The organism is Erythrobacter sp. A6_0 (genome assembly GCF_017744235.1).
Lineage (GTDB): Bacteria > Pseudomonadota > Alphaproteobacteria > Sphingomonadales > Sphingomonadaceae > Qipengyuania.
In genome coordinates, this window is record NZ_JAGHQR010000001.1 from 828,040 (window position 1) to 853,630 (window position 25,591).

Below are 25,591 nucleotides of genomic sequence, written 5' to 3' on the forward strand. Positions count from 1 at the left end.
ACTGACCCACCTTCATGGCAACCAAGTCGAAGAAACCCGAGACCGAAGACGCTCCGCTGATCGACCTCAACGAGGCTTCGATCAAGAAGCTCATCACCAAGGCGAAGAAAAAGGGCTACGTCACCTATGACGAGCTCAACGCCGCTTTGCCGCAAGGAGAGATGAGCTCGGACCAGATCGAGGATATCCAGTCGGCCCTGTCCGACATGGGCGTCCAGATCGTCGAAAGCGACGAGGAGGCCGAGGCCGAGAAGGATTCCGAAGTCGAGGAAATGCAGGTCGATGAGGACGGCAAGAAAGCCAAGCCCTCCGCCGGCACCAAGCCTGTCGAAAAGAAGCTCGCCGCGGGCGAGCGCACGGACGATCCGGTCCGCATGTATCTGCGCGAAATGGGCGCTGTCGAACTGCTCAGCCGCGAGGGCGAGATCGCCATCGCCAAGCGGATCGAGGCCGGGCGCGACATGATGATCATGGGCCTGTGCCAGAGCCCGATCACCTTCCACGCCATCATCCATTGGTCGGAAGCGCTCAACAACGAAGAGATGCAGCTGCGCGAGATCCTCGATCTCGACGCCATGCTGTCGAAGGAGCCTCCGCCCGAGAAGATGGAGGAAGGCGAGGACGAGGACGATGGCGAGATCTCGGAAGAGACCGCCGGCCCCACGATCCGCGACGACGACGATTCGGACGATGACGATTCGAGCGACGACGAAGACGGCGAAGAAGGCTCGTCCAAGAAGGACGACGACGAGGACGAAGACAACACCATGTCGCTCGCCCAGATGGAGGCCGCGCTCAAGCCCGACGCCATCGAACGCTTCGCCCGTATCGCCGACCTGTTCCGCAAGTTCGAGAAGCTGCAGGGCGAGCGCATGGACGTGTTCGGCCGCGGCGATGCCTTCCCGGCGGCGAAAGAGAAGAAGTACGAGGCGCTGAGCGAACAGCTCACCGCCGAAGTCGAAAGCGTGCAGTTCCACGCGACCAAGATCGAATTCCTGGTCGACAATCTCTACGCCTTCAACCGTCGCCTGACCGCTCTGGGCGGCCAGATGCTGCGCCTGGCGGAACGCCACAAGGTCAAGCGGATCGACTTCCTCGACGCCTATATCGGCAACGAGCTGGACGATACCTGGCTGACCGACCGCGCGAAGAAGGACAAGAAATGGGCCGCCTTCGCCGAGAAGGAAGAGTCCGCGATCGATCGCATCCGCACCGAGATTTCCGACATCGCCAGCCAGACCGGCATGGCGCTGCCCGAATTCCGCCGGATCGTGAACATGGTCCAGAAGGGCGAGCGCGAGGCGCGCATCGCCAAGAAGGAAATGGTCGAGGCCAATCTGCGTCTCGTGATCTCGATCGCCAAGAAATACACCAATCGCGGCCTGCAATTCCTCGACCTTATCCAGGAAGGGAATATCGGCCTGATGAAGGCGGTCGATAAGTTCGAATATCGCCGCGGCTACAAGTTCAGCACCTACGCCACCTGGTGGATCCGGCAGGCGATCACGCGCTCGATCGCCGATCAGGCGCGCACCATTCGCATCCCGGTCCACATGATCGAGACGATCAACAAGCTGGTGCGCACCAGTCGCCAATTCCTCCACGAGGAAGGCCGCGAACCGACGCCGGAAGAGATGGCCGCCCGCCTCTCCATGCCGCTCGAAAAAGTGCGCAAGGTGATGAAGATCGCCAAGGAGCCGATCTCTCTCGAAACCCCGATCGGGGACGAGGAGGATTCGCATCTGGGCGACTTCATCGAGGACAAGAACGCGATCATCCCCGTGGATGCCGCGATCCAGGCGAATCTCAAGGAAACGGTCACCCGCGTCCTTGCTTCGCTCACCCCGCGTGAGGAGCGTGTGCTGCGCATGCGCTTCGGGATCGGGATGAATACCGATCACACGCTGGAAGAAGTCGGCCAGCAATTCTCGGTCACGCGCGAACGCATCCGTCAGATCGAGGCGAAGGCCCTGCGCAAGCTCAAGCACCCGAGCCGCAGCCGCAAGATGCGCAGCTTCCTCGACCAGTAGGCGAACAAAAAAGGCCGGAGATCGAGCGATCTCCGGCCTTTTTTACACCTATGCGTCGTCGGGCAGGCGCCGCTCGCCATTTGATCCCGTTGGCCCTTCTCCCCGACTCGCCAGATCGAACAGCGACTGTAAGCGTCGCGATCCGCCCCTAGGCCTGCGCTTTGCCACAATCGCGGCCATGCAGAAATCGATGTGGGTTCGCGGATGGAAAGGCGGCACGAACACAAATGTAACCGGTTCGTATTATGGTGCGCTGCAGCGACGCGTGATTATGTTATTTCTCGACTTTCATCGAAGCTGGCGCGGAATCCTGCCACTTCCCTGACCGCGCTGTTCGATATCGATTGCCGGAAAAAAACTTGCCAATTCAAAAACTCTCACGGCGGCATCCGAATATGAGCGGCGGGTCGTGGCTTTTTTAACGTCGAAGTTAAGATTTTCGCCAGCTTCATTCGTATTATCGAGTTCAAAATCTTGGCATTACTTGGAATATACGTGAAATTCGCAATTTACGTCATTCTCTGGTCGGAAAAGACCACGCCAGCTTCATAGAAATCCTCTTTTTTTCCAATTAGATTCGCGTATGGTTGCACATAGCTGACCAGCGATGCCGGAGCAGAAGCGCAGAATTGACCATGCCTCAAGAGTCCATTTCCGCCGAAGACACCGCTTCCGCCAATTCAGCTCCGAGCACGGCCACTCTGACGGACGTGGTGCGCGATATGCCTCGTGTCCGCGCAATGCTCGAACATGGCCCGGTCCAGATCACCTCGCACAAGCGAAACGAATTCGTGATGGTCCCGCAGTCGGATTTCGATCGAATGTCGTCTCTTTCCAACGTCGAAGTCCATGACATCGACGAGAAATTACGGCTGGTACTGGACACTGTCAGCACCTTCATCATGATCATGGACAATACGCTACGGGTTCGACGCGCGAACAAGCCTTTTCTCGATTATTTCGGTTACTCTAGCGGCGACGTCATCGGGCATCAGTTCGGCAATATCGCGAAGACGGCCAATGACAGCTTTATTCTGATATGCGCCCAGCAGGTCTTGGAAAGCGGTCAGGAAAAACGGTTTGAACTTCCTTCATCGCACCGCGAAGGGCGGTTCTTCCGCTATGTGATCCGCCCGTGGCCAGGCGGCGTGGCGATCTTCGCGGATGACGTCACCGAACAGACTCGTGCGACCGAAAACATCATGCAGGAGCTCGCAAGGGATCAGGCATCGAAGGAACTCGGGGGCGTGGGTTCGGGCATCGTCGATTCAAACGGCACCATCCTGCGGGCGAGTCTCGGTCTTGCAGTCCTGCTCGGAGTGAAACGCCGATTACTGAACGACGCTTCGATCTATCGCGTCCTTTCACCCGGATCTCGCGAGAAGGTCGAGAAATGTCTCGAGCGGCGAGGGCTCGAAACCGAGACCGTCGAAATCGAATATCTTACCGACGGAGCCGAACTCGCGCCCGCGCGCATGATCTGCTCACCATTTTCGAGCGGGCGCTTTCAGAACTGCACCGCATTCATAATTCAGGACTGCGCACGGTGTGGCGAGCCGCCAAGCCGCTCGCAGAATGGCTGAGCATTAACAAATTTAATAATTTTGGCTGGAACCGCCTCTTTGGCCAGTCTTTGTGAGTGAGAGGGATGCGCGGCGAATTTTGCCGCTCCACCCTCTTGCGATGCAAGGCACTGAGAGGGAACACGCCGCGTGACTCCGGATTTTGAACGCCTTCTGGACGCGTCCCCCAATCCTTACGTGCTTCTCGATCGTGACCTCTCGATCGTCTGGGCGAACAAGGAATACCTCAAGGTCACGATGCGCGATCTGGAGGAAATATCCGGTAAGAACCTGTTCGAAGCGTTTCCGAGCGAAGGGGAAAGTTACCGGCAATTGCGTGCTTCATTGGACCGCGTGCGCGAAACCGGCGAAATCGACGAAATCGCGCATATCCGCTACGATATTCCCGACCAGCACGGCAGCTTCGATACCCATTTCTGGAGTGCCACGCATACCCCGATTGTGGACGAGAACGGCAAGGTCGACCTGATCCTCCAGCATACGGTCGACATCACCGAAGTGGAGCAGTTGCGGCGCATGCGCGAGGCGATGGGCGTGCTCAAGCGGGCTCAGGCGGTGGAAGAACGCTACGCCGATGCGAACAAGGAATTGACGCAGTTGCGCGCCCTGCTGGAGCAGGCACCCGGCTTCGTCGCCGTGCTGGGAACGCGCGAGCATCGGTTCGTCATGGCGAACGCCGCCTATCGCAAGCTTGTGGGCGGGCGGGATCTGATCGGTAAGACGGTTGGGGAAGCCTTGCCGGAGATCATCGCGCAGGGCTTCGTCGATACGCTCGACCGGGTCTTCGCGACGGGAGAGCCCTATTTCGGCGACCGTGAAGAGGTGATGATGCAAACCTCGCCCGATGGTGAGCTGGAGCAGATGTTTCTCGAATTCATCTTTCAGCCGATCTTCAACGAGAGTGGCGCCGTCCAAGGAATCTTTATCCAGGGGCACGACGCCACCGAAGAGGTGCAGGCCGAGGATCATCAAAGGCTGCTTGTCAATGAGCTCAACCATCGGGTGAAAAACACCCTCGCTGTCGTCCAGGGCCTCGCGCAGCAATCCTTTCGCAGCGTCGAATGCGATTCCTCGCTGGAAGTGTTCGGAGCGCGTCTTGCCGCTTTGGCAAGCGCACATAATCTGTTGACGGAACGCCATTGGGAAACGGCCGATCTCGGATCGGTCGTACGCCGCACTCTCGACGCGACGATTGCCGACGACGATCCCAGGGTCAGCATTTCGGGTCCGAAGCTGGCGATCATGCCGCAGCCTGCGGTCGCCCTGGCGATGGTCGTCCATGAATTGGCCACCAATGCAATCAAATACGGATCATTGTCGACTGAAGAGGGCCGTATCTCCATCGAATGGGATGCTGCCGTCACGCATGATGGCACGAAAGTGAGCTTCCTGTGGAAGGAACGCAATGGGCCGAAGGTTGAAAAACCGGTCACACGTGGTTTCGGATCGCGCCTGATCCAGCGCGGTTTCGGCGTCGGCCAGGGCAGCGCCCAACTCGAATATTCGTCCGACGGCTTCGAATGCAGGATCGAGGCGGTCTTGTGAGCTGGATCGGGAAGACGGTTCTGCTTCTGGAGGACGAACCCATTATTGCGATGGGTCTGGAAGACATGATGCTCGACCTAGGTGCCGAAGTCGTGCTCGTCGGCACCGTCGTCGACGCGCTGGAAGCGATCGAAAAAGCTCCGCCCGACTGCGCGGTGCTCGATGTCAATCTGCACGGCACGAAAAGCTATCCGGTGGCCGCCCGCCTAAGCGAATTGGGCATCTCCTTCGTTTTCGCGACCGGTTACGGGAATGCCGAGCATCCGGGCCAGTTCGCCCAATGCCCGACCATTGCGAAACCCTATCGCCTTGCCGACATCCGCGAAAAGCTCGAATGCGGAAATTGAACGCGAAGAAGGTGGAAACATCGCCGCATCGCCTCTATGCGCTGCAGCCATGCGTATCGCCATTGCCTCCGACCATGCCGCCATCGATCTGAAGTCCCAATTGCGCGACTGGTTGATCGAACAGGGCCATGAAGTCGCCGACCTCGGGCCGGACACGACCGACAGCGTCGATTATCCCGATTACGGTTACAAGCTCGCCGGCGTCATCGCCGATGGAACGGCCGAGCGCGGCGTGGCGCTGTGCGGCAGCGGCATAGGGATCTCGATCGCGATCAATCGCAATCCGGCCTGCCGCAGCGCGCTGGTCTCGGAACCGCTGAGCGCCGAACTTGCACGCTCGCACAATGATGCGAACGTCATCGCCATGGGCGCGCGGCTGACCGGGCCCGACATGGCGAAGGCCTGCCTCGAAGCCTTTCTTTCGACCGATTTTCTCGGCGACCGGCACCAGCGCCGCGTCGACAAACTGTCCAATCCGGAGATCTGACTTGGCCACCCAGCCCGCCCCCACGCACGCGCCAGCCTCGCAAGACCGTAGCCCGACCGACCGGTTTTGGCATGACAGCCTGTCGGAAGCCGATCCCGAAATTTATTGCGCGATCCGCAACGAGCTGAAGCGCCAGCAGGACAAGATCGAGCTGATCGCGAGCGAGAACATCGCGTCCTCCGCCGTTCTGGAAGCCGCGGGTAGCGTCTTCACCAACAAATACGCGGAAGGCTATCCGGGCAAGCGCTATTACGGCGGCTGCGATTACGCGGACGTGGTCGAAACGCTGGCGATCGAGCGGGCGAAAAAGCTCTTCGGCTGCGAATTCGCCAACGTGCAGCCCAACAGCGGCAGCCAGATGAACCAGGCGGTGTTCCTCGCCCTGCTTCAGCCCGGCGACACCTTTATGGGGCTCGACCTCAATTCGGGCGGTCACCTGACGCACGGATCGCCCGTCAATATGAGCGGCAAGTGGTTCAACCCGGTCAGCTATGGCGTGCGCCAGGAAGACGAACTGATCGACATGGACGCGGTCATGGCTACGGCCAAGGCGCACAAGCCCAAGCTGATCATTGCCGGTGGAACTGCCTATTCGCGCACCTGGGACTGGGAGGGCTTCCGCCGCATCGCAGACGAAGTCGGCGCCTATCTGATGGTCGATATGAGCCACATTTCCGGCCTGGTCGCCGGCGGTGCCCACCCCTCGCCCATGCCGCATGCCCATGTCGTGACGAGCACCACGCATAAGAGCCTGCGCGGTCCGCGTTCGGGCGTGATCCTGTGGAACGATCCCGAACTGTCCAAGCCGATCAACATGGCGGTGTTCCCCGGCATGCAGGGCGGCCCGCTGATGCATATCGTGGCGGCCAAGGCCGTGGCCTTTGCTGAGGCGTTGCGACCCGATTTCAAGGACTATGCCAGCGCCGTGGTGGACAATGCCCGCGCCCTTGCCGCAAGCCTGGAAGAGAACGGACTTCGCGTGGTCTCCGGCGGTACGGACAATCATTCGATGCTGGTCGATCTTACCGCGAAGGACGTAACCGGCAAGGATGCCGAAAAGGGCCTCGATCGCGCTTGGTTGACCTGCAACAAGAACGGCATTCCCTACGATACGCGCAGCCCCTTCGTGACCAGCGGCGTGCGCCTCGGCACGCCTGCGGGCACGACCCGTGGCTTCGGTACGGAAGAATTCCGCACGATCGGCAAGCTGATCGCCGAAGTGGTCGATGGCCTGTCGAAAAGCGGCGCCGATGGCGATGCCGCCGTGGAACAGAGCGTGCGCGATCGCGTGAGCGAGCTGTGCGATCGTTTCCCGGTCTATCCGGGCCGCTGAGGAGTACGAACATGGACAATCGCGATCCACGCCGTAACGATTGGGTGGAAGACGCCAAGGCGGAAGTCTCCGGCATGGCCAAGGGCGGAATGGACCACCCATCGACCAAGCCTGTTCTGGCCGGTGCCGCGATCGGCGCTCTGGCCGGTGCGCTGCTGCCGGTCATATCGCTCCCGGTGGGTGCCGTGGTCGGTGCCGGCTTCGCATTCTACAACAGGATCAAAAAGTAAGCCTCTGAATGCGCTGCCCATTTTGCGCCAACGAAGATAGCCAGGTCAAGGACAGCCGCCCGACGGAAGACAATTCCGCGATCCGGCGGCGGCGGCAATGCGCCAGCTGCGGCGCGCGGTTCACCACCTTCGAACGCGTGCAATTGCGCGAAGTGACGGTGGTGAAATCCGGCGGCGAAGGCAAGGAAGCCCGCCGCCAGCCCTTCGATCGCGGCAAGCTGGAACAGTCGATCGCCCTCGCCTGTCGCAAGCGCAGCGTCGAACAGGAACGGATCGACCAGCTCGTGTCCGGAATCCAGCGCCAGGTCGAGACTGCGGGCGAGGCGGAAATTCCGTCGAAACGCATCGGCGAAATGGTGATGAACGGTCTGCGCCAATTGGACAGCGTGGCCTATATCCGCTTCGCCAGCGTCTATCGCGATTTCAGCGAGGCGCGCGATTTCGAGGAATTCGCCAGCACGGTGCAGGAAGCGGCCGATGGACGCCGGGCCGAATAGAATGGCCGATAAACCCGTCATCGTTCTCGTCCGTCCGCAATTGGGCGAAAACATCGGCAAGGCGGCGCGGGCGATGCTGAATTTCGGGCTGGTCGAAATGCGCCTTGTATCTCCGCGCGACGGATGGCCCAATCCATCCGCCGGTCCTGCGGCAGCCGGGGCGAGCGTGGTCTTGGAACAGGCGCGCGTGTTCGAGACCGCTGCCGAAGCCGTGGCCGATTGCGCGCATGTCTATGCCACCACCGTGCGCAAGCGCGGGGTGACCAAGCCTGTCGTGACGCCCGAGGAAGCGGCGAGCGCGATGGCGCAGGCGCAAGGGCGCAGCGCGATCCTGTTCGGACCGGAGCGTTCAGGGCTAGAGACCGAGGATGTTGCTCTCGCCCGCGCAATCCTGACCGTGCCGATCAATCCCGAATTCGGATCGCTGAACCTCGCCCAGGCCGTAATCCTGTGCGCTTACGAATGGTCCAAGCACGAGGCGCTGGTCCAACCGACGCAGGAAGACCTTTTGCCGCCCGCGCCGCAGGAAGAGCTGGATGGTCTGGTCGCGCATCTGGAGGGGATGCTGGAGCCCAAGGGCTATTTCCTGCCCGAATCCCGCACCGACGCCACTCGCCGGACGCTGCGCGGCGTGCTGACGAAACCGGGCTGGAACCATCTCGAAGTGCGCACACTGCGTGGCGTCCTGTCGAGCCTTCAGCACGAGGGAAAGCCGAGCGCTAAGCCCTGATCCGGTCCCACTCGGCCAGTTCGTAGGCGATCGAGGTCTCGACCAGAAGGTCCCAGATCTGTTCGATCTTATCCGCAGGCAAGCCGCGATTGTCGGCGTCCTTACGGGCGTTAGCGATGACCTCGGCCTTCCGGCCCTCGTCACGCACCACGCCCCGGTCGGTCTTGATCCGCGCGGCGGCGCGCATGTATCCGAACCGGCGGTCGAGAAGCGCCATCAATTCGCGATCGGTCGCATCGACGCCGCGGCGTACCTCGAGCATGGAGGTGCAATCGTCGGGCAGGATATAATCGGTTTCCATGGTCCAGCGCCCTGCCCGCGCGCGCCCGGATTGTCGAGCGCGGAACGCCCCGCTTGACCCATCCGCGATATTTGCTAAGGGCCGCGCTTCGCGAATTGGCTCCGCACCCCGGTGAAGCGGTGGCCGCGCATGGGAACAGCCCATGCGGTGCGAAACCGGGTTCAAGCGCCACCAATGGGGTGGCGACAGCAAATCGAAGGATACGACTTATGTCGAAGCGCAAGAGCGCCAAGTACAAACTCGACCGCCGGATGGGTGAAAACATCTGGGGTCGTCCCAATTCCCCGGTCAACAAGCGCTCCTACGGCCCCGGCCAGCACGGTCAGCGCCGCAAGAGCAAGATGTCGGACTTCGGCCTCCAGCTGCGCGCCAAGCAGAAGCTCAAGGGCTATTACGGCGACGTGACCGAGAAGCAGTTCAAGCGCACCTACCAGGAAGCCGCGCGTATCAAGGGCGATACCGGCCAGAACCTGATCGGCCTGCTCGAACAGCGCCTCGACATGGTGGTCTATCGCGCCAAGTTCGCGCCGACGATCTTCGCCGCACGCCAGATCGTTTCGCACGGCCACATCTATCTGAACGGCAAGAAGACCAACATCGCCTCGGCCCGCGTGAAGGTCGGCGATGTCGTCAGCCTCGGCAGCAAGGCCAAGGACATGGCGCTGGTGATCGAAGCGCAGAGCCTGCCCGAGCGTGAAATCCCCGACTATGTCGCGCCAGACGGCAACGACAAGGTGACCTTCACTCGCGTGCCCAAGCTCGACGAAGTGCCCTACCCGGTCACGATGGAACCGAATCTGGTCGTCGAGTTCTACTCGCGCTGATCGCTTCCAGCCTTATGGCAACATCGAAAGGGCGGTCCTTCGGGGCCGCCCTTTTCCGTTTCCGGTTTCCCTCTCAGGCAGCCGCCCGAAGCGCTACTCGAACTACGTAGTTTTACGGCAAAGCTTTCAGGCCAAGTTCAACCCTGAGGACCGTATAGCGGGCGCATGACCGTTTCCAATCCGACCGCGTTTTGCGCATCTCACGCTCAGGCCGTTGCCGAACTTCTCGGCGAGACACGGCAGGCCCAGTTCGACGGCCTCGCCGGCGCCACGGCAACCATGTTCGGCTGCCCGATCGGCGCGATCAGTGTGGTGGAATGCGATCGCCAATGGTTCAAGGCGGTTACCGACCCTTCCATCTGCGAAATGCCCGTCGAGCAATCGATATGCCGCCACGCCTTCGATGGAACAGATCTTCTGGTGGTCGAGGATCTGACGAAGGACGCACGCTTTTCCGCCAATCCATTGGTGACGGATGGCGGAATGCGGTTTTACGCCGGTCGCCCGATCTGGGTCAGGATCGGCCAAGATAGTGATCTGGTCCCGATCGGCGCGTTGTGCATGGTCGATTTCGTGCCGCGCAGCTTTTCCGCTCAGGAGCGTCAAACCCTCGAACAGCTCGGCCTGGCGGCGCAATCGCTGGTCCAGGCGGCAATTGACGCAGCACTCGCGGAACGATCGGCGGAGCGCCTGACCGAGTTATTGGCCGAACAGCAGCGTTCGCACCGGCAGCTGCGGCAAGGTGAAAAGATTGCGGGCTTCGGAACCTGGCGCCTGTGCCTTGCGGACAATCGCGTGGAATGGTCGGACCAGGTCTATGCCATCCACGAGGTGCCCAAGGGGCAGGAGGAGATGCTGGAGGATGCACTCAGCTTCTACCCTCCTTCGGACCGGGCGATCCTGTCGGCAGCGGTGGATCAAGCGATCGCGACGGGCCGCCCCTACGATCTCGAGGTCGATTTCATTACCGCGTGCGGGCGTCAGCGCCGCGTTCGTGCCATGGGCGAGGTGGAGCTCGATCAGGGCAGGACCGTCGCGCTGATCGGAGTTTTTCAGGATGTCACGGAACGCTATCGCCTCGAACAGGCGTTGATCCATAAGGCCAACACCGACGAGTTGACCGGACTTGCGAGCCGACGCCGATTCAATGAAAGCTTCGATGCCAAAACCTATGCGCCGCTCGCATCGGGAAGCGACGTCGCGTTGCTTCTGATCGATCTCGATCGTTTCAAGGAAGCGAACGATCGTTTCGGCCACGCCGTCGGCGACGAATTGCTGGTCAAGACCGCCCAGGTGCTGAGCGCGCCGTGGCTCAATGACAGCTTCGCCGCGCGGCTGGGTGGTGACGAATTCGTGCTGCTCATCACCGATCCCGCTCTCGTTGCCGACCTCGAAACGGTCATTCAGCGTCTGCTCGATCAGTTGCGCCTGTCACCGAGCGGCGATTCCACCTTCATGGTCAGTGGGACGATCGGTGCGGTCCGACTTCGCGATACCATGATCGATCGCGAACGCGCGACTCACATGGCCGATCAGTCGCTTTACAAGGCGAAGGAGCGCAGGCGCGGCAGCGCCGTGCTCAGCGACCGGGGACGCGATATCTGGCTACCGCGTGAAGCGGCCACGGAATCAGTCTCGCAAGCGGCCTGACGGTTTCGGCATTCACCCGGGGCGTCGCTCCGACGGACCCGATTATTTGAGATAGTCCCGGCGAAAATCCGCTGCGAAGGCCGCGAAGCGCCCTTCTCCGATCGCATCGCGCATGGTCTGCATCAATTGCTGGTAGAAGGCGATGTTGTGCTCGGTCATCAGCATGGCACCCAGAATTTCGCCCGCTTTCACCAGATGGTGGAGATAGGCCCGGCTGTAAGTGCCGCACACGTCGCAGGCGCACCGTGCATCGAGCGGTTCCTGATCCTCGGCGAAGCGAGCATTGCGGAGATTGAGCGGGCCGTCCCAGGTAAACGCCTGCCCGTTGCGGCCCGACCGGCTCGGCAGCACGCAGTCGAACATATCGACTCCGCGCTCCACCGCGCCCACCAGATCGTCGGGCTTGCCAACGCCCATCAGATAGCGCGGCCGGTCCTGCGGCAATTGGCCGGGGGCGAAATCGAGGGTGGCGAACATCGCCTCCTGCCCCTCGCCAACGGCCAGACCGCCGATGGCATAGCCGTCGAAGCCGATATCGGTCAGCGCCTCGGCTGATCGGCGCCGCAATTCCTCGTCCAGCGCGCCCTGCTGGATACCGAACAAAGCGGCCTTTTCGGCATGTTCGCCGCCCGCATCGAAGCCTTCGCGGCTGCGCCTCGCCCAGCGCATGCTCATCTCCATGCTCTTCGCAATCACGTCGCGCGGCTGATCGGCGCGCGGACATTCGTCGAAGGCCATGACGATATCGCTGCCGAGCAGCCGCTGGATTTCCATCGAGCGTTCGGGCGTCAGCATATGCTTCGACCCGTCGATATGGCTGCGGAATTCGACGCCCTGTTCGGTGAGCTTGCGCAGGTCCGACAGGCTCATCACTTGATAGCCGCCGCTATCGGTCAGGATCGGGCGATGCCAGTTCATGAATTTGTGCAGCCCGCCAAGCCGCGCAACCCGCTCCGCCCCAGGGCGCAACATCAGGTGATAGGTGTTGCCGAGGATGATGTCGGCCCCCGTCCGGCGCACCGTTTCCGGCTTCATCGCCTTCACGGTGGCTGCGGTGCCCACCGGCATAAAGGCAGGCGTGCGAATGTCGCCGCGCCGCATCCGGATGACGCCGGTGCGTGCCGCGCCGTCGTTGGCGGCGATGGTGAATTCGAAACGGGGAGCGGTCATCGCGGCGGGATCAGAAACCATAGACCAGAGTGAAGCGCGTCAGCGTGTCGGTGCTGACGGCGTTGGGGGGAGGATCGCTGTCGTAATCGAGCGCATAGGAAAAACGCGTCGTGATCCGGTCGCTGACCTTCGCATCGAGGCCGGTCACCAGCGACAGCGTGGTGCTGGGCCCGCCGATCAGCGCTACGGCCTGGCCACCCGCCTCGGCGACGGCGTTCGCGTCCTGAGTGAGCTTCAGGCCTTCGGCGAAGGTCCAGTCGATATCGAAACCGAGCAGCGCGGCAAGGCTGCTTTCCTGGTCTCCGCTGACGAATTCGGTGTGTCGGAAGGCCGGGCCGCCCTTGACCGACACTTGCAGGTTGTCGCTCTCGACCACCTTGTATCCCAATCCGCCCGAAACGGCATATCGCGCGTCGAAGCCCTGGAAGCGATTGCTCTCGAACTGGCCGAGACCGTAGGCGAACAGGCGCTCACCGATCTGGTAGCGCGGTTCGTACGAAGCGAAATACTGCTCGCGGCTCGTGATCCCGCGCGAGCGCTGGTAATCGGCGCGCGCGCGTAGCTTGTGAGTCCAGTCGATCCCCTCGCGCTCCAGCGTGAGCCCGCCGGTAAGGCCGACATTTTCACTGTTTCCGGTCGATCGGAACGCACCCAATTCGCCTCTGCCGGACCAGTTCTGGAACAGGCCAGCCTCGCGCAATTCGCGCTCCTCGACGATCGCGAGTTGCGCTTTGCGCTCCCTGAGCGTCTCGGCGAAATCCTTTTCGAGCGCGGCGATTTCTGCTGCGCTGTCGGGATTGGTCTTGCGCGCGGTCGCCGTCACGGCGTTGAAGACCGCCGGATCGTTCGTTTCGGCGGCGGCTTTCAGCATGGCGCGCACCGGTTCTGGCAGGGGTTCGGCCAAGGTTTCGGGCAGGGGTTCGGCCTGCGAGACCGGCGGCGTATCGTCCTGCGCGAATACCGGCGCGGCGACACACAGGAGAAGCGGGGGCAGATGGCGAAGGCGTAGCGTCATAGCCCCTGCCCCATAAATCTTCAGGCGCGCAATCGCCACCCCGTCTTGAAGATGAATGCGATCACCGCCACACACAGGGCGAGGAAGCCGAGCGTGATTCCGAAGCTGATCCCGATGTCCACATCGCTGCTGCCGTAGAACGTCCAGCGCAGTCCGCTGACTAGGTAGACGATCGGGTTGAACAGCGCGATCATGTCCCAGGGCTTGGGCAGCATATCGATCGAATAGAAGGTCCCGCCCAAGAAGGTGAGCGGGGTGAGGAACAGCATGGGGATGATGCCCAGCTTCTCGAAATTGTCAGCCCAGATGCCGAGGATGAAGCCGAACAGGCTGAAGGCGGCGGCAACCAGCATGATGTAGATCACGGCGAGGAATGGGTGCGCGATCGAATAATCGACGAACAGGCGCGCGGTGAGAAGGATGATCGCGGCCAGGATCAGGCTCTTGGTCATCGCCGCGCCGACGAAGCCGATCAGCGTCTCCGCCACGCCGATGGGGGCGGACAGCAATTCGTAGATCGTGCCGGTGAAGCGCGGCATGTAGATCCCGAAGCTGGAATTGCTGGTCGTCTCGCCCAGCAAAGTCAGCATCAGCAGGCCGGGAATGATGAAGGCGCCATATTCCACGCCGCCGAGGTCGGGCATCCGCCCGCCGATCGCCGCGCCGAAGACGATGAAATAGAGCGCGGTGGTCAGCACTGGCGCAAGCACCGACTGGAACGCGGTGCGCAGGAAACGCATCAATTCGCGCGTGTAGATCGACCAGGTCGAGCGCCAACCGATCATGCGTTTTCTCCCAGCAGAGAGACGAAAATGTCCTCCAGACTGCTCTCGCGCACGTCGATACCGGTGTAGTCGATCCCGGCCCCGATCAGCGCCTTGGTGATCGCCGCCACCTCGCCCTTGCCCTTCCCCGTACCGTCGCCGCCGCGATAGCATAGCGAGGTTCCGCCCGCCTCCAGTTCGACGGGATAGGCCGCAAGCGCGGGCGGCAGTTCGGTAAGCGGCCGGGCGAGCGTGATATGCGCCTCGGTCCGGCCCAGGCGCGCCATCATCGCGTCCTTATCGTCCACCATGATGATCTTGCCTTTGCGGATGATGCCGACCCGGTCGGCCATCTCCTCGGCCTCTTCGATATAATGCGTCGTCAGGATGATGGTGACGCCGCGCGCGCGCATCGTCTCGATGATGGCCCACATGCCCTTGCGCAGTTCCACGTCGACCCCGGCGGTCGGCTCGTCGAGGAAGAGCAGGTCGGGCTCGTGCGCCAGCGCCTTGGCGATGAGAACGCGGCGCTTCATCCCTCCCGAAAGGGCCATGATCCGTTCCCCGCGCTTGTCCCACAGGGACAGCGAACGCAGGATTTCCTCGATCCGGGCGGGATCGGGGGCGAGGCCGAACAGGCCGCGCGAATGGGCGACGGCGCGCTCGACCGGTTCGAACATGTCGGTCGCCAATTCCTGCGGCACCAGGCCGATGCGTGCCCGCGCCTTGCGCCAGTCGCGCGCCAGATCGTGGCCGAATGCTGAAATCCTGCCCGAACTGGGCCGAACCAGACCGCAGACCGCGCCGATCAGAGTGGTCTTGCCCGCCCCGTTCGGCCCCAGAAGAGCGAAAATTTCGCCCGGACGAATGGTCAGATCGACATCGTCGAGGGCTTTCAGGCCGCCGGAATAGACTTTGGACAGACCGGCGATTTCGAGAATGGGTTCGGGCACCGCCCTCGGTTAGGGCAGCAGGAGCGAGGAGTCACCATAGGAATAGAACCGGTACTCGCTCTCGATCGCATGGCCGTAAGCGGCCTGCATCCGCTCGCGCCCCATCAAGGCGCTGACGAGCATGAACAGCGTCGATTTCGGCAGGTGGAAATTGGTCATCAGTCCATCGACGGCCCGGAACTGGTAGCCCGGCGTGATGAAGATGTCCGTATCGCCTTCCCATCCGGTGATGGTGCCTTCGGGCGTGGCGGCGCTTTCGAGCAGGCGCAGGCTCGTCGTCCCGACCGCGATCAGCCGCCCGCCCGCTGCGCGCGCGGCGTTGAGGCGCTCGGCGACGTCCGGTTCGATACGGCCCCATTCGGAGTGCATCCGGTGGTCCGCGGTATCCTCGGCCTTGACCGGCAGGAAGGTGCCCGCCCCCACATGCAGCGTCAGGATTTCGCGCCCGATCCCCGCCGCTTCGAGCGCGGAGACCAGTTCGGGCGTGAAATGGAGCGATGCGGTGGGTGCCGCCACCGCCCCGTCGCGCGCGGCGAACATGGTCTGATAATCCTCGCGATCGGCCTCGTCCGTGGCGCGCTTGCCCGCGATGTAAGGCGGAAGCGGCATGGTGCCTGCGCGTTCCAGCAGCAATTCGACCGGCTCGGTGCCCGGAAAAGCCAGCGTCCAGCTGCCGTCTTCGTGCCGGCTTTCCGCCACGGCCGTCACGCCGCCGCCGAAGGTGAGGATATTGCCTTCCTTCACGCGCTTGGCGTTGCGGATGAAAGCCTGCCACCGCCGCAGGTCGATACGCTTGTGCAGCGTCACGCCGATTTTCGCTTCGCCCCTGCGGCCTTCGAGCTGGGCCGGAATGACGCGCGTGTCGTTGAAGACGAGCACATCGCCCTTGCGCAGCAGCGCTGGCAGATCGCGTACGCCGCGATCCTCGAAGGGGCCGTCGGGGCGCACCACCAGCATCCGCGCCGCATCGCGCGGCCTTACCGGGCGCAGCGCTATCCGCTCGGGCGGCAGCTCGAAATCGAAAAGGTCGACCTTCATCGAAAGCGGGACCGGCCCGGCCGGATCATTCCTCCAGCGGCGCGTTGAGATCGGCTGCGGTCATTTCCTCGCCCGTCTGCGGACCGGGAGCGCGCATCGCCTGCATGGAAACCGGCGGGCGGTTGTCGCTCGCGATCGAAGCCTGCATGATCCGCGTCGGGTTCTGTGGCGGCTCGCCGCGCTGGATCGCGTCCACGGCCGCCATGTTGGAAATCACGCGGCCGAAATTGGTGTAACGCTTGTCGAGCGCGAAACGCGGATAGAAGACGATGAAGAACTGGCTGTTCGCGCTGTCTTCGCTTGCCGCGCGGGCCATCGCAACCGTGCCGCGGATATGCGGCATCGGGTTGAATTCTTCCTCCAGATCCGGAAGCTGCGAGCCGCCCTGGCCGGTGCCGGTCGGATCGCCGGTCTGCGCCATGAAGCCGTCGATCACGCGGTGGAAGATCACGCCGTTGTAGAAGCCTTCGCGAGCAAGGGTTTTCACTCGCTCGACATGGTTGGGTGTCCAACTCGGCATCAGACGGATCGCGACACGCTCACCATTCGACAGGTCGAGCAGCAGGATGTTCTCGCGGTCGTTCTCGATATTGTAGTCGATCTGTTCGTAGACCGGCTGCGCCGCGGGCGTTTCGGCCGCATCCTGGGCCTGCGCGGCGACAGGGCTCAGCGTCAGAGCGCCGAGAGCGCACAGGGCGGTGGTGACCTTCAGCATCGTATATCCATCGTGATTGTTTGGGGGTCGGGGGCGGCTGTAACGGGCGCGCGCTGTCGTTTCAATGAATAGGGTGGCAGCCATGGTGCGGCGTCAATAATCGCCGCGCTGTCCGATCGTCTCGACCCGCGCGACCACGTCCTCGCATACCGCCTGGCTGACGAAGGCTTCGATATCGCCGCCGAATAGGGCGATTTCCTTCACCAGTTTGGATGCGATCGGTTGCAGGCAGACGTCCGCCATCAGGAACACCGTCTCGATATCGTCGTCGATCTGCTGGTTCATGCCGGCCATCTGATATTCGTATTCGAAATCCGCGACCGCGCGCAGGCCGCGCACGATAACGCTGGCCCCCTGCGCCTTGGCGAATTTCATCAGCAGCGCGTTGAACCCGACGACTTCGACATTGCGAAGCCCCATGGCCTCGACCTCGCGCCGGACCATTGCGAGGCGTTCCTCGGTGTCGAACATCGGATTTTTCGACGGATTGGTGGTGACGCCGATGATGAGGTGATCGACCAGCTTCGCACCGCGCCGGATGATATCGGCATGGCCCAGCGTGATCGGGTCGAAAGTGCCCGGATAGATGCCGATGCGCTTGCTCATGTCTCGTCCCTTCCCGCTCAACGATCGCGTTCGACGACGAAGCGCGCCAGCGCCTCGAGCAGTCGCGCGTCGGAGCCGTGCCCCGACAGATGGCCCACCGCCTGATCGACCAGCGCGCGGGCCTGTTCGCGGGCTTTTTCCGCTCCCATCAATGTTACGAAGGTCGCCTTGCCCTGCTCGCCATCCTTGCGCAGCGCCTTGCCAGCCAATGCCTCGTCCCCCTCCACGTCGAGCAGGTCGTCGGCGATCTGGAAGGCGAGGCCGATATCGCGGGCATAGGCGCGCAGATGGCCGCGCCCTTCGGGCGGAACGCGCCCCAGAATCGCGCCCATCTCGACACTCGCGCCAAGCAGGGCGCCGGTTTTCAATTGCTGCAGGCGCGTCACCTGGCGCAGGTCGTAATCCTGCTCTTCCGCCGCCATGTCCATCACCTGGCCGCCCGCCATGCCTTCGTGCCCACTCGCCCGCGCGAGCACGGATACGAGTTCGCTGCGCACGAAGGGATCGGAGCTGACATCGTTCTGCGTCAGGATATCGAAAGCGAGCGCGTGCAGCGCATCGCCCGCCAGCACCGCGGTCGCCTCGTCGAAGGCGCGGTGGACGGTCGGCTTGCCATGACGCAATTCGTCATCGTCCATGCAGGGCAGATCGTCATGGATCAGCGAATAGGAATGGATCGCCTCGACCGCACAGCCTGCGGCGATCGCGGCGGAGCGGTCGACCCGATAGAGATCGGCGACGGCCACGACGAGCAGCGGGCGCACCCGCTTGCCGCCACCGATGGTGGCGTGGCGCATCGCTTTTACGAGGCGCGCGCGGCTGTCGTCGGGCACCGGGAGGTACGCGTCGAATGCGCTGTCGATATCCTGCTGCACCTGCGCCAGCGAGGATTTCAGCAGATCGTCGCTCGAAAGAGTTTCCATTACGGTCAGGATCCTGCGTCGAAGGGTGCGGTGTCGCTGGCACGCCCCTGCCCGTCGGTCACGATCTTCTCGATCCGCGCCTGCGCCGCGTCGAGCCGGGCCTGGCAATGCGTGCGCAAGGCTTCGCCGCGCTCGTACAGGTCGATGCTGCGATCGAGCGTCACCTCCCCGCTTTCGAGTTTGCGCACGATCTCTTCGAGCGCGCGGAGCGCGTCCTCGAAACTCATTTCGGAAATGGCGGGCGTCGCATCGCCCCGGGCATCCTGGTCCATGGGGCGCGAGCATTGACCGCGCGCCGCGCGCCGGTCAAGTAAAGTGGCGGGGAAAGCCACGGGGGAGACGGGAATGGCGCGCGCAATCGTGGACGAGGCCGTCGGGGAAAAGGCCATGGGGCGGTCCGCATGTTCATAGGCCATTGGGCGCCCGCCTTCGCCGCCGGCGCGATTTCGTCCGAAAGCCCGAAACTGGGTACGCTGTTCGTGGCGGCGCAGCTGGTAGACTGGGCGCTCTTCCTCCTCTTGATGCTGGGAATCGAGGACATGCGCATTGTCCCCGGCATCACCGCGATGAACCCGCTCGATCTCCATCACATGCCCTATACGCACAGCCTTCTGGGAACGGCGGTGTTCGCGCTCGGCTTCGGCCTGATCGTGGGGCGCCTGTCGCGCAACGCGGTTGCGGCGACCTGGGCGGGGTTGGTGGTTTTGAGCCACTGGCTGATCGATTTCCTCGTCCATCGCCCCGACCTGACTTTGGCGGGCGGGCCACAGAAATTCGGCTTGGGACTTTGGAACACCCCCGCGATCGCGATGCCGCTGGAGCTGGCGATCACCTTTCTCGCCTTCCTCTGGTATATGCGCGCCACCAAAGGGCCAGTGATTCCACCGCTGATCCTCATGGCTGTCATGCTGCTGTTTCAGGCCGCCAACTGGTTCGCGCCTGAACCCACACGGATGAGCATATGGCTGCCGATCGCCTCGCTGACGGCCTTCGCGATTCTAACCTTGCTTGCGACCTGGGTCGGGCGAACGCGGTGGCATAAACGGCAAACCGGACTGGCAGTGGCGAGCGCGCGCGGCTAAGGCGCGGCGCATGAGCGCAATCACTCCCGATGTCGTCGCCCAGCACGGGCTGTCCGAAGACGAATACCAGCGCGTGCTGAACGCGCTCGGACGCGAGCCGAATCTGGTCGAGCTCGGCATTTTCTCGGTCATGTGGAGCGAGCACTGCTCGTATAAATCGAGTCGCCTTCATTTGAAGAAGCTGCCGACCGAAGCCCCCTGGGTGATCTGCGGACCGGGCGAGAATGCGGGCGTGATCGATATCGGCGATGGGCAGGCTGCGATCTTCAAGATGGAGTCGCACAACCACCCCAGCTACATCGAACCCTATCAGGGCGCGGCGACCGGCGTGGGCGGTATCCTGCGCGACGTCTTCACCATGGGCGCGCGCCCCGTCGCCAATGCGAACGCGCTGCGCTTCGGGCGGCCCGAGCATCCCAAGATGCAGCATCTGGTGAAGGGCGTGGTTGCCGGCATCGGCGGCTACGGCAATTGCGTCGGCGTGCCGACGGTGGCGGGCGAGACCAATTTCCACCCTGCCTATGACGGCAACATCCTCGTCAACGCGATGACCGTGGGCGTCGCCGATGCGGACAAGATCTTCTATTCGGCGGCCACGGGCGTCGGAAACCCCATCGTCTATGTCGGCTCCAAGACCGGGCGTGACGGGATCCACGGCGCGACGATGGCCAGCGCGGATTTCGAGGAAGACGCCGAAGCCAAACGGCCCACGGTGCAGGTCGGTGATCCCTTTACCGAGAAGCTGCTGATCGAAGCCTGCCTCGAACTGATGGCAACCGACGCGATCGTCGCCATTCAGGACATGGGCGCGGCGGGCCTGACCTCTTCCAGCGTCGAAATGGCCACCAATGGCAAGGCGGGCATCCGGCTCGACATGAACAAAGTGCCCTGCCGCGAAGAGGGGATGACTCCCTACGAGATGATGCTGAGCGAAAGCCAGGAGCGAATGCTCATGGTGCTGAAGCCCGGCAAGGAAGAAATGGCGCAGGCGATTTTCGAAAAGTGGGAACTCGATTTCGCCGTCATCGGCGAAGTCACCGATACGCGCCACATGGTGCTCGAATTCGATGGCGAGGTGGTGTGCGACATCCCGCTTGGCCCGCTCGCCGCGGACGCCCCCGAATACGACCGTCCGTATCTCAGCCGCGAAGACTACGCCGCCTGGGCCAAAATCGCCCCGATGAAGGAGCGGCCCGATACGCAGGATGTGGGCGAGGATCTGCTGAAGCTGCTCGCCAGCCCCAATCTCGCGTCGAAAGGCTGGATCTCACAGCAATATGACAGCCAGGTTGGTGCCGACACCTTGCAGACCGGCGGCGATGCGGGTGTGGTCCGCGTGCACGGCACCAAAAAGGCGCTCGCGATCAGCACCGATTGCACGCCGCGCTACGTTCATGCCGATCCCTTCGAAGGCGGCAAGCAGGCCGTGGCCGAGGCCTATCGCAATCTCTGCGCGGTCGGCGCGCGGCCGCTGGCAATCACCAATTGCCTCAATTTCGCCAATCCGCAGCGGCCCGAGATCATGGCGCAGCTCGTCCACGCGCTCGACGGAATGGGCGCGGCATGCCGCCTGCTCGATTTCCCGATCGTGAGCGGCAATGTCTCGCTCTACAACGAATCGAAGGCGACCGGCGGCGGCTCCGCGATCCTGCCCACCCCCGCCATCGGTGGCGTGGGCCTGATCGAGGACTACGACAAGATGATGACCATGCCGTTCAAACAGGACGGCGAGGCGATCTACCTGATCCGCGCGGAAAGCTGGGCCACGCCCGATCCGGAACGCTCGCATCTCGGCAAGTCGCTCTGGCTCGACGTGGTGCATGGCCGCGACGAAGGGCGCACCCCGCCGACCGACCTCACGGTAGAAAAGAATGCGGGCAAGATTGTGCTGCAATTGATCGCCGACGGTCTCGTCAGCGCGGTGCATGACGTCTCCGATGGCGGTCTCGCCGTCGCGCTCGCTGAAATGGCGATGGCGGGCGGGATCGGCGCCGAAGTCGAATGGCACCAGGACTATACCCAGGCGCAATGGTGGTTTGGCGAGGATCAGGGCCGCTACATCGTCACCGTGCCCGATACCGAGGCGCTGAACGCAGCGCTCGCCAAGGGAACCGAGAACGCGGAAACCGCCTCGATCGGATTCCGCCGCATCGGGCGCACCGGCGGCGACACGCTGTTCGGTAAGAGCATCGAAGATCTTCGCGCAGCGCATACGCGGTTCTTCCGCGAATGGATGGAAAGCTGAGCGGCGCTTCTCCCTATCCGACACGGCCAGACCTGTCGGAGGAAGAGCGGATCGCCCGCGCGCAGGCCGCTTTCGAACGGCTTTCGACCCGCCGGTCCTGTCGTGCCTTCGCCGGCACGCCGGTGCCGCGCGCGGTCATCGAATACGCCATCCGCGCCGCCGGCACCGCGCCCAGCGGCGCCAACCACCAGCCCTGGCATTTCGCCGTCATCGGCTCGCCGGAAAAGAGGCGCGCCATTCGCGAGGCTGCGGAGGCTGAAGAGCGGCGGTTTTACGGAGCGGAGGACACTGCGCCCAAGGCCAGCGAGGAATGGCTCGCCGCGCTCGATCCGCTCGGCACCGATGCTGCCAAGCCCTTCCTCGAAACGGCGCCTTGGCTGATCGTCTGCTTCGCGCAGCGCAAGGGCGGGATCGCGGAGGACGGCGCAGCGCAGAACTATTACGTCACCGAAAGCGTCGGTCTTGCTTGCGGGATGCTGATTGCGACGCTGCACGAGGCGGGGCTGGCGACGCTGACGCACACGCCCTCGCCCATGGGATTCCTGCGCGACATTTGCGGGCGGCCCGAATGGGAAAAGCCGCTGATGATCGTGGTGGCGGGGCATCCGGCGAGGCATGCGACCGTGCCCGAGCATGCTTTGCGCAAGAAGCCGCTCGATACGATTGCGAGCTGGCTTTAGATCTCGGTTTTAAGCCGCCTTGGCGACTGCCGCATCCTTGCCGAGCAGATCGTAGGGATCCAGACCCTCTTCACGCCAGATGCGATGACATTCGCGATACCAGTGCGGTTCGGGAATACGCAGCAATTCGCGCGCGTCGCTCAACTGGGTCGCCAGCAATTCCTGGATCGGCAGATCGACCAGCGGCGGGCAGGCATTCCCCGTGCGGCGGGCCTGGCGCACGGCGCGCATCACCGGCGCCTTGCTGCCCTTCGTCATGGTGCGGATATTGATCGCCCCGGCATAGCCGATCAGCAGATGCCCGTGGCTCGGTTGCTGGCCATAAGTGAATAGCAGCACGCATTGTTCGCCAAGCGCGTCGCGCCCGTATCCGGTCAACACGTGCATCAGATCGTGAATGTCGCGCGATCGGAAGGCGAACCATTCGGTGAGATCGCCATATTTCGGGCGGCCCAGTTTGTCCGCTTCGGCGACCAGTCCCGCTGCCGTCAGGCCTTCGCTTTCCATGAAGTCGCAATAGGCGTGGGCGACCGATCCCTGCGGCAATTTGCGCAGGGTTTCGTGATCGTCGAGGATCGTGGGCAGGAACGGTTCCGCCTTGCGCAGACGCTCCCCCTCCTCGCTCAAGGTCAGTCGCCGCACCCGTCCGGGAAAATGCTTCGACGGGAGCGATTCGAAGATCTTGAAGACGTGGCTGGTTTCTTCCTTGTCCTTCAGCAGGTCGCGGAAATGGCCATAGGCCTTGGTGAGAGAATAGCGGGGTTCGGGCCTGCGCGGATCGCGCAGCAACGTGCCGTCGGCGGCGGCTTCGAGATCGGACTGAATGTGGGTGTGTTCGGTCATGGCTCGTACTCGTGAAGGGCGTTCGCGGGTTACTTACATTAGTGTAAGCATCGGGTAAACGCCCTTCAAGATAGCCGTCAACCTTCGACCCATTCGCTTTGCGGAATGCCGAGCAGTTTGAGGATCGCGGTGAGATCCTCGCTTTCGATGCGTCCGTTCGCCGCCGCGCGCGCCTTGGGCTTGGCGCGATAGGCGAAGCCGTAATCGGCGGCCTCCAGCATCGGGATGTCGTTCGCCCCGTCGCCGCTCGCCAACACGCGGGCGCCCTCGCCGAGCAGCGCCAGCTCCTCTTCGAGCACGCGGCGCTTGGTCGCCGAATCGCTGATCGCTCCGTCCAGCGCGCCGGTCAGTTTCCCGTCCGCCACCGCGAGGCGATTGCCGACCACGCGTTCGAACCCGATCATCTCCGCCACCGAATCGGCGAAATGATGGAAGCCCCCGGTGACGAGCACGCTGCGACAGCCTTTCGACCTCAAGGTCGCGACGAGCGTGCGCGCGCCTGCGACCGGCGCGATCCGCTCGGCAAGGCAGCGCTCGATCGCGCTTTCTTCCAGCCCTTCCAGAAGCGCGACTCGTTCGGCCAGCGCGCTGTGAAAATCGATCTCCCCGCGCATGGCCCGCTCGGTAATGGCGGAGACCTGCTCCTTCAGCCCGGCGAAATCGGCCAGCTCGTCGATGCATTCCTGCCCGATCATGGTCGAGTCCATGTCGGACACGAACAGGCGCGGCATCTCGATTTCGTGATCCGCCACCAGCAGGTCGCAGCCGCCGAAATGGTCGGTGAGGATATCGGCGACCGCCACAGGTTGCCCCTCGGCCAGCGAGATCTGCAGGACGTCACCGGAAAAATCGAGCATGCCCGCCAGCGCCACCGGCGTTCCCGCCTTTGCAAGCGCGTCGCTGGCGCGTTCCAGACGCGTCTCGAGCTCGCTACCGATGCTGGCCTGATCTGCTATCAACCGGGCGATGATCACGCCTGAACCCCTTGAAAACGCCGTGTCCGGCAAACCGGTCGCGCTCATCGCAGGGCCGACCGCCAGCGGCAAGAGCGATCTGGCCGTCCGGCTGGCGCAAAGGATCGAGGCCGATGGACGCCGCGCCGTCGTCGTCAATGCCGACAGCGCGCAGGTCTATGCCGATCTTCGCATCCTTAGCGCCCGGCCGAGCGAAGAGGACATGGGCGGGATTGAGCACCGCCTGTTCGGCAGCTGGGATGGCGCAACGCCCTGCTCCGCCCCCGATTGGGCCGCCGCCGCCAAGCGCGAGATCGATGCGCTCCATAGCGAGGGCGCAGTGCCGATCCTGTGCGGGGGAACTGGTCTCTACATGAAGGTCCTTCTCGAAGGGATCGCGGCGATCCCGCCGATCGATCCCGCCATCCGCGACAGCGTGCGCGCTCTGCCGACCGACGAGGCCTATGCTGCCCTGCAAGCCGAAGACCCGGCACGTGCGGCGCAGCTCGCTCCGGCGGACAGCCAGCGAATCGCGCGCGCGCTCGAAGTCGTGCGCTCGACCGGGCGGAGCATGCTGGACTGGCAGGCGGACAAATCCGGCGGGATCGCAGAGCGTATATCGCTCCATCCCCTGGTCCTCCTCCCCGATCGCGAGGACCTGTTCGCGCGCTGCGATCGGCGCTTTTCCCAGATGCTGGACGGCGGTGCCATCGACGAAGTGCGGGCTTTGCTCGAACGAGACCTCGATCCCTCCTTGCCGGTCATGCGCGCCATCGGCGTGCCGGAAATCGCCGCGATGCTGCGCGGAGAGCTGTCGCGAAACGATGCGCAAACGCTGGGGGCGACCGCCACGCGGCAATACGCCAAGCGGCAATTCACGTGGTTTCGCAATCAATCGCCAAGCCAATGGCCTCGATCGGGAAACAAAACATTCCCGCTCGACAATTTTTTTGAAGCTTTATTTCAAAACAAGCGTTGACATCGTCGCTTCAAGAAACCATGTCTCTGTCAGATCGGCTCGGTGCGCTAACCCCCCGCACCGGGCCG

At 63.0% G+C, this 25,591-nt stretch carries 27 protein-coding genes; 15 read left to right on the forward strand and 12 right to left on the reverse strand.

Features of this window, described 5'->3' with window-relative positions; translation table 11 throughout:
- Positions 1-14: 14 nt before the first annotated feature.
- The 9 genes from rpoD (at position 15) to J7347_RS04185 (ending at position 8,782) form a co-directional block, all read left to right on the forward strand.
- Positions 15-2,030, forward strand: coding sequence for an RNA polymerase sigma factor RpoD (rpoD, locus tag J7347_RS04145; RefSeq protein WP_209160931.1), 2,016 nt, complete (start codon positions 15-17; stop codon positions 2,028-2,030).
- 794 nt (positions 2,031-2,824) lie between these two features.
- Entirely contained in the window at positions 2,825-3,613 is a 789-nt protein-coding gene (locus tag J7347_RS04150; protein ID WP_245173854.1) for a PAS domain S-box protein, read from the forward strand.
- 129 nt (positions 3,614-3,742) lie between these two features.
- On the forward strand, positions 3,743-5,158 hold the full coding sequence (locus J7347_RS04155; RefSeq protein ID WP_209160933.1) for a PAS domain-containing protein: 1,416 nt from the start codon (positions 3,743-3,745) through the stop codon (positions 5,156-5,158).
- The gene (locus J7347_RS04160) at positions 5,155-5,505 is read left to right on the forward strand and encodes a response regulator (RefSeq protein WP_209160934.1); all 351 of its coding nucleotides are present in this window, start codon (positions 5,155-5,157) and stop codon (positions 5,503-5,505) included. The genes J7347_RS04155 and J7347_RS04160 overlap by 4 nt, the downstream gene beginning before the upstream one ends.
- A gap of 49 nt (positions 5,506-5,554) precedes the next feature.
- Entirely contained in the window at positions 5,555-5,992 is a 438-nt protein-coding gene (gene rpiB, locus J7347_RS04165; RefSeq protein ID WP_067682325.1) for a ribose 5-phosphate isomerase B, read from the forward strand.
- Between the two features lies 1 nt (position 5,993).
- The gene (glyA, locus tag J7347_RS04170; RefSeq protein ID WP_280635659.1) at positions 5,994-7,325 is read left to right on the forward strand and encodes a serine hydroxymethyltransferase; all 1,332 of its coding nucleotides are present in this window, start codon (positions 5,994-5,996) and stop codon (positions 7,323-7,325) included.
- An 11-nt stretch (positions 7,326-7,336) separates the two neighbouring features.
- Complete coding sequence (locus J7347_RS04175) at positions 7,337-7,555, forward strand: hypothetical protein (protein ID WP_209160935.1); 219 nt, start codon at positions 7,337-7,339, stop codon at positions 7,553-7,555.
- An 8-nt stretch (positions 7,556-7,563) separates the two neighbouring features.
- On the forward strand, positions 7,564-8,052 hold the full coding sequence (gene nrdR / locus J7347_RS04180) for a transcriptional regulator NrdR (protein WP_067682331.1): 489 nt from the start codon (positions 7,564-7,566) through the stop codon (positions 8,050-8,052).
- Between the two features lies 1 nt (position 8,053).
- Positions 8,054-8,782, forward strand: coding sequence for an RNA methyltransferase (locus J7347_RS04185; protein ID WP_209160936.1), 729 nt, complete (start codon positions 8,054-8,056; stop codon positions 8,780-8,782).
- On the opposite strand, the gene J7347_RS04190 is transcribed toward J7347_RS04185, so the two are convergent.
- Complete coding sequence (locus J7347_RS04190; protein ID WP_209160937.1) at positions 8,772-9,083, reverse strand: chorismate mutase; 312 nt, start codon at positions 9,081-9,083, stop codon at positions 8,772-8,774. The two genes, J7347_RS04185 and J7347_RS04190, sit on opposite strands and share 11 nt — an antisense overlap.
- A 209-nt stretch (positions 9,084-9,292) precedes the next feature.
- On the opposite strand from J7347_RS04190, the gene rpsD reads away from it, so the two are divergent.
- Both rpsD and J7347_RS04200 read left to right on the forward strand, forming a co-directional pair.
- On the forward strand, positions 9,293-9,907 hold the full coding sequence (gene rpsD, locus J7347_RS04195; RefSeq protein WP_067682337.1) for a 30S ribosomal protein S4: 615 nt from the start codon (positions 9,293-9,295) through the stop codon (positions 9,905-9,907).
- A 165-nt stretch (positions 9,908-10,072) separates the two neighbouring features.
- The gene (locus tag J7347_RS04200) at positions 10,073-11,557 is read left to right on the forward strand and encodes a diguanylate cyclase (protein WP_209160938.1); all 1,485 of its coding nucleotides are present in this window, start codon (positions 10,073-10,075) and stop codon (positions 11,555-11,557) included.
- A gap of 42 nt (positions 11,558-11,599) precedes the next feature.
- Here the strand turns inward: J7347_RS04200 and tgt are convergent, their stop codons facing one another.
- The 9 genes from tgt to J7347_RS04245 form a co-directional block, all read right to left on the reverse strand.
- Positions 11,600-12,727 carry a tRNA guanosine(34) transglycosylase Tgt gene (tgt, locus tag J7347_RS04205; RefSeq protein ID WP_209160939.1) on the reverse strand — a complete coding sequence of 376 codons (1,128 nt, stop codon included), beginning with the start codon at positions 12,725-12,727 and terminating at the stop codon, positions 11,600-11,602.
- Positions 12,728-12,737: 10 nt separating this feature from the next.
- Positions 12,738-13,742, reverse strand: coding sequence for a DUF481 domain-containing protein (locus tag J7347_RS04210; protein WP_209160940.1), 1,005 nt, complete (start codon positions 13,740-13,742; stop codon positions 12,738-12,740).
- Between the two features lie 20 nt (positions 13,743-13,762).
- The gene (locus J7347_RS04215; protein WP_209160941.1) at positions 13,763-14,527 is read right to left on the reverse strand and encodes an ABC transporter permease; all 765 of its coding nucleotides are present in this window, start codon (positions 14,525-14,527) and stop codon (positions 13,763-13,765) included.
- Positions 14,524-15,459 carry an ABC transporter ATP-binding protein gene (locus J7347_RS04220; protein WP_209160942.1) on the reverse strand — a complete coding sequence of 312 codons (936 nt, stop codon included), beginning with the start codon at positions 15,457-15,459 and terminating at the stop codon, positions 14,524-14,526. Before J7347_RS04220 ends, J7347_RS04215 begins: the two co-directional genes overlap by 4 nt.
- A gap of 9 nt (positions 15,460-15,468) precedes the next feature.
- Complete coding sequence (queA, locus tag J7347_RS04225) at positions 15,469-16,497, reverse strand: tRNA preQ1(34) S-adenosylmethionine ribosyltransferase-isomerase QueA (protein ID WP_209160943.1); 1,029 nt, start codon at positions 16,495-16,497, stop codon at positions 15,469-15,471.
- A 25-nt stretch (positions 16,498-16,522) separates the two neighbouring features.
- Positions 16,523-17,212 (reverse strand): peptidylprolyl isomerase, encoded by a 690-nt coding sequence (locus tag J7347_RS04230; protein WP_209160944.1) that lies wholly within the window; start codon positions 17,210-17,212, stop codon positions 16,523-16,525.
- A gap of 93 nt (positions 17,213-17,305) precedes the next feature.
- Positions 17,306-17,818: a pantetheine-phosphate adenylyltransferase gene (gene coaD, locus J7347_RS04235; RefSeq protein ID WP_067683435.1), complete on the reverse strand. Its 513-nt coding sequence runs from the start codon at positions 17,816-17,818 to the stop codon at positions 17,306-17,308.
- Between the two features lie 17 nt (positions 17,819-17,835).
- Positions 17,836-18,741: a polyprenyl synthetase family protein gene (locus J7347_RS04240; RefSeq protein ID WP_209160945.1), complete on the reverse strand. Its 906-nt coding sequence runs from the start codon at positions 18,739-18,741 to the stop codon at positions 17,836-17,838.
- 5 nt (positions 18,742-18,746) lie between these two features.
- Positions 18,747-19,013 carry an exodeoxyribonuclease VII small subunit gene (locus tag J7347_RS04245; protein ID WP_209160946.1) on the reverse strand — a complete coding sequence of 89 codons (267 nt, stop codon included), beginning with the start codon at positions 19,011-19,013 and terminating at the stop codon, positions 18,747-18,749.
- A 129-nt stretch (positions 19,014-19,142) separates the two neighbouring features.
- On the opposite strand from J7347_RS04245, the gene J7347_RS04250 reads away from it, so the two are divergent.
- Genes J7347_RS04250 through J7347_RS04260 form a run of 3 tightly spaced genes read left to right on the forward strand, consistent with a single transcriptional unit; the run spans position 19,143 to position 22,748 of the window.
- Positions 19,143-19,823, forward strand: coding sequence for a hypothetical protein (locus tag J7347_RS04250; protein WP_067683432.1), 681 nt, complete (start codon positions 19,143-19,145; stop codon positions 19,821-19,823).
- Positions 19,824-19,833: 10 nt separating this feature from the next.
- Positions 19,834-22,068, forward strand: a complete 2,235-nt coding sequence (purL, locus tag J7347_RS04255) for a phosphoribosylformylglycinamidine synthase subunit PurL (protein ID WP_067683431.1) — start codon at positions 19,834-19,836, stop codon at positions 22,066-22,068.
- Positions 22,053-22,748 carry a nitroreductase family protein gene (locus J7347_RS04260; RefSeq protein ID WP_209160947.1) on the forward strand — a complete coding sequence of 232 codons (696 nt, stop codon included), beginning with the start codon at positions 22,053-22,055 and terminating at the stop codon, positions 22,746-22,748. Before purL ends, J7347_RS04260 begins: the two co-directional genes overlap by 16 nt.
- A 9-nt stretch (positions 22,749-22,757) precedes the next feature.
- Here J7347_RS04260 and J7347_RS04265 read toward each other — a convergent pair whose 3' ends face one another.
- Positions 22,758-23,591 carry a Coq4 family protein gene (locus J7347_RS04265; RefSeq protein ID WP_209160948.1) on the reverse strand — a complete coding sequence of 278 codons (834 nt, stop codon included), beginning with the start codon at positions 23,589-23,591 and terminating at the stop codon, positions 22,758-22,760.
- Positions 23,592-23,668: 77 nt separating this feature from the next.
- Positions 23,669-24,565: a phosphoserine phosphatase SerB gene (gene serB / locus J7347_RS04270; RefSeq protein ID WP_348521557.1), complete on the reverse strand. Its 897-nt coding sequence runs from the start codon at positions 24,563-24,565 to the stop codon at positions 23,669-23,671.
- Here serB and miaA point away from each other — a divergent pair.
- Positions 24,558-25,523: a tRNA (adenosine(37)-N6)-dimethylallyltransferase MiaA gene (gene miaA / locus J7347_RS04275; RefSeq protein ID WP_209160950.1), complete on the forward strand. Its 966-nt coding sequence runs from the start codon at positions 24,558-24,560 to the stop codon at positions 25,521-25,523. The two genes, serB and miaA, sit on opposite strands and share 8 nt — an antisense overlap.
- Positions 25,524-25,591 lie beyond the last annotated feature (68 nt).